The 3662-nt window shown below is 69.7% G+C and carries 6 protein-coding genes; 1 reads left to right on the top strand and 5 read right to left on the bottom strand.

What is annotated here, in order from left to right; translation table 11 throughout:
- Both GJ693_RS14575 and GJ693_RS14580 read right to left on the bottom strand, forming a co-directional pair.
- Positions 1-738 (bottom strand): sigma-70 family RNA polymerase sigma factor (locus GJ693_RS14575; RefSeq protein ID WP_156256991.1); only part of this gene is annotated, 738 nt, incomplete at its 3' end.
- 69 nt (positions 739-807) lie between these two features.
- The gene (locus tag GJ693_RS14580; RefSeq protein ID WP_156256992.1) at positions 808-1605 is read right to left on the bottom strand and encodes a response regulator; all 798 of its coding nucleotides are present in this window, start codon (positions 1603-1605) and stop codon (positions 808-810) included.
- A gap of 203 nt (positions 1606-1808) precedes the next feature.
- Between GJ693_RS14580 and GJ693_RS14585 the strand changes: the two genes are divergently transcribed.
- Positions 1809-2492, top strand: coding sequence for a histidine kinase dimerization/phosphoacceptor domain -containing protein (locus GJ693_RS14585; protein ID WP_156256993.1), 684 nt, complete (start codon positions 1809-1811; stop codon positions 2490-2492).
- Here GJ693_RS14585 and GJ693_RS14590 read toward each other — a convergent pair.
- The 3 genes from GJ693_RS14590 to GJ693_RS14600 all read right to left on the bottom strand — a co-directional run.
- Positions 2459-2728 carry a hypothetical protein gene (locus GJ693_RS14590; RefSeq protein WP_156256994.1) on the bottom strand — a complete coding sequence of 90 codons (270 nt, stop codon included), beginning with the start codon at positions 2726-2728 and terminating at the stop codon, positions 2459-2461. The genes GJ693_RS14585 and GJ693_RS14590 overlap by 34 nt on opposite strands.
- On the bottom strand, positions 2725-3144 hold the full coding sequence (locus tag GJ693_RS14595; protein WP_156256995.1) for a response regulator: 420 nt from the start codon (positions 3142-3144) through the stop codon (positions 2725-2727). Before GJ693_RS14595 ends, GJ693_RS14590 begins: the two co-directional genes overlap by 4 nt.
- Before the next feature lie 100 nt (positions 3145-3244).
- Positions 3245-3662, bottom strand: a 418-nt coding sequence (locus GJ693_RS14600; protein ID WP_156256996.1) for an OmpA family protein, incomplete at its 5' end; no start/stop codon positions are given.

Consider the following 3662-nt stretch of genomic DNA (forward strand, 5'->3'; position numbering starts at 1 on the left):
GATCTGATCGAGCGCGGAGCCGCGGCCGGCCGGCGCATCGGCGCGGCTCTGCGCCAGTTGGCCGCCATCGAGCAGGATGCGCAGCGCGGCGCGGGCGCGGGCGACACGGCTCTTGACCGTGCCCACCGCGCAATCGCTGATCGCCGCCACTTCTTCACAGCTCATGCCGCTGGCGCCCATCAGGATCAGCGCCTCGCGCTGTTCGGCCGGCAGCTGCATCATCGCGCGCTGCATGTCAGCGAGGGCGACATGGCTTTCCTGGCTGGCCGGGATCGCCAGCAGCAGATCGGCGGAGTATTCGTCCCACTCGCCGCGGAAGCGGGCGCGGCGGGCCAGCGAGAAATAGGCGTTGCGCAAGATGACATGGGTCCACGCCCGCATGCTGGAACCGGCGACGAAGCGATCGCGCGCCATCCACGCCTTCAGCATCGTGTCCTGCACCAGATCGTCGGCCAGATCGGCATTGCCCGACAGGGACCGGCCATAGGCGCGCAGTTGCGGAATGGCCGCCGCCAGCGCCGCCTTGAAGGCGGCATCGCCCAGCGGCAACGGTGCCAGCGACAGCGCGGCCGGCTCATCCTGGCCAAGCTGATCCAGCAGGCGCTGCAGCCGGTCGGGCAAAGGGGCGGATTCGACGCTGGCGAAGGCGGTGCGCAGCAGGGCGCCAAGGTCGCGCACCGCCGGAGCGTGCGCTGTCGCGACAAGCGGGCGGGTTGGGGCTTTGGTCGCTCTGGTCATGGCTGCAGATCCCGCACGCTGGTCATCCGGCTTGCAACGCGCCGTCTGGGTGTCGGTTCCAGACGCGGCCTATTCATGCAGGGCGGCCGTCGAATTGAAGAACAGCGCCTGGGCGATGGCGGCCTGAACCTGGCCGGCCTGGAACGGCTTGGTGATCAGGAAGGTCGGCTCCGGCCGCTCGCCGGTGAGCAGGCGTTCGGGAAAGCCGGTGATGAAGATGACCGGCACGGCCTGCCGCGCCAGAATGTGGCGCACCGCATCGATGCCGCTGCTGCCGTCGCGAAGCTGGATATCGGCCAGCACCAGGCCCGGCGGCTCGGCAGCGACCAGCTCCAGCGCCTGGGCGCGGGTGGCGGCAATGCCGATCACGCCATGGCCAAGCCCGGTGACGATCGATTCGATATCCATGGCAATGATCGGCTCATCCTCGATGATCAGCACGCGGGAGCGCGTCATCCTTGCGATCTGCGCCAGCGCGTCGGCAATCAGGGCCGGCACGTCGGCCACGGCACAGCCGATCAGCGTGGCGATGTCGGGATCGGCAAAGCCTTCCATTGCGCCCAGCAGCAGAGCCTGCCGGGAGCGTGGCGTGATGGCCGCGAGCCGCGCACTGGCCATGCGGGCGGGCAGGCGGTCATCGGCCGGGCCGGGCGGCGATGGGCTGGTTTCGGCTGCCCACACCGCGTGGAAGGCGGCAAACAGCGCCAGACGGGGCGGCAGCGAGGCCGGCAGCAGCGCGCGATCCCCGACGACAGCCTCCAGCGTGGCGGCGACCAGCCCGTCGCCGGCCTCCTGTGAACCGGTCAGGGCCCGGGCATAGCGGCGCAGATAGGGCAGATGGGCGGCAAGCCGGGTTGCCAATGTCATTGCGGGGAACCTTTGAAGGGCCGCTGCGTTGAAGACAGGTCTCCACCGCGCGGGTTTGTCTGTGCTGGGCAGGCCCCGGATCAGTCCCCATTCCGGGCGGCGGCTGCACCATGGGCGCGGCCACCATCACAGGCAGGTGTAACATGCTTTCGCCAGCGCGTCTCAATTGGTGCATGATGGGCAATGATTGACGATCGGTCGCGGTGAACAGCCTGGTTGCCTGGATTCGTCAGCGGCTTCTGGCTGACAGCCCGGCCACTGCCAGCGAAGCCCTGCGCGCCGCCCTGCTGGAACAGGACAGGCTGACCCGCGACACCCATCACCAGGTGCAGAACAGCCTGCAGATCGTGGCCAGCATGATTGCCTTGCAGGCCCACGACAGCGAGACTCCCGAGATCAGGCAGGCCTATGCCGTGATCCAGGCCCAGATCCAGACGCTGACCCTGGCGCAGCGCTGGATGCGTGATGAAGGGCAGGCCGTGCTCGATCTGGCCGGGCTGCTGACCGAATTGTGCGCCGGGCTGGAGGCGAGCCTGGTCTCGGCCCGGCATCCGCGCGTGCGGATCAGCTGCGCCGTGCCCGCCATCGCGCTGCACCGCGATCACGCGACGCCGGCGGCCTTCCTGGTCACCGAACTTGGCATCATCGCGGCGGCGCACAGCCCGCCCGGCGTGCTGGAACTGGCGGTCACGGCCACTGCGGCGGCGGACCGGATCGCCATCAGCATGGCCTGCGCTGGCTTTGCTGCCATCGATGTGGTCACGGCGGGCAACCGGCAATCGGCGCCGCGCATCATCCTGGCCATGGCGCGGCAACTGGGCGGCAGCGTGCAGCATGACGCTGTCAACGGATCCTATTCGGTCGGCTTTGCGGCGTCGCCGGCCTGATCGGCCAGGGTGGCCAGGGCCGCGGCGATCCTGTCCTGCAGCCGCACGTCCTTCTCCACCGGGTCAATCGGGGCGGCAGCCATGCCTTCGTCGGTGGCGGTGCTGCGGTCGGTGAGGTCGAGCGCCCATTCGGTCAGCAGCCGCGTCTTGTCGGCAGCGGACAGGCGCTGGTCATCGAGCACATCCTGCGGCAGGCGATAGCGCGACGCGGGATTGCGGTTGGGGGGAACTGTCATGCCGGCAATTCCGCGCGCGGCCGCTGCGCCAGCATGGCCGTCAGGGCCGCTTCCAGCTGGCTGTGGCGGTAGGGTTTGCGCAGCACCGGCACGCCGGCAAACTCGGCCGGCAGCGCAGCACTGAGATCATGGCCGGTGGCAAAGGCAAAGGGCGTGCCCTGGGCCTGGAGCAGCGTGGCGATCGGCCAGGCCCAATCCTGGCCCAGGCTGACGTCGAGCAAGGCGGCATCCTGGCCGCCGGCTTCGGCCAGCGCCAGGCCATGGCGCAGTGACGCCGCCGGGCCAACCATCGCCCAGCCCAGTGCCGCACACACCGATTCCAGCGCCATCACGATGAAGGCGGAATCCTCCACGACCAGCAGGCGCGGTTGCGCCCGGGGCCGGGGTGGCAGGGATGGGCGCGATGCGGTGGCCACGATCGGCTCTCCTTTCGCCGACACGCGGGGCCGGTTCGTGATGCTACACCCGAAAGGGTCGCCCGTTTCGGGTGCAGCAAAATAAACCGGCCGCCAGCGTTCAGCGCGGCTGGATAGCGATTTCCACCCGGCGGTTCTGCGGCTCGCGCTGGCCGTCGACAGTGTCGACCAGCGAGCGATCCTCACCGAAGGACTGGATGGAAATGCGCGACTTGTCGATGCCCAGAGACACGAGTTCGCGTTCGACGGCGCGGGCCCGGCTCAGGCCCAGGGCCTGGTTGTAGGGCTGGCTGCCGGCGCGATCGGTGTGACCCGACAGGTTGATGACCGTGGTGCCCTGGCGCGACGGATCGGCCGCCTGCACGAGGATCTGGCGGGCTTCCGGCGTGATCGCATCGCGATCAAAATCGAAGAACACCATCAACGGACCAGCCGGGACCGGCGGCGCGGCTTCGGGCGGCGGCGGGGGCGGCGGGGCCGGGGCGGGCTCAGGCGGCGGCGGCGGTGCGGCCATCGGC

Origin of the sequence: Sandarakinorhabdus oryzae (assembly GCF_009733735.1) — a bacterium.
Classification (GTDB): domain Bacteria; phylum Pseudomonadota; class Alphaproteobacteria; order Sphingomonadales; family Sphingomonadaceae; genus Sandarakinorhabdus; species Sandarakinorhabdus oryzae.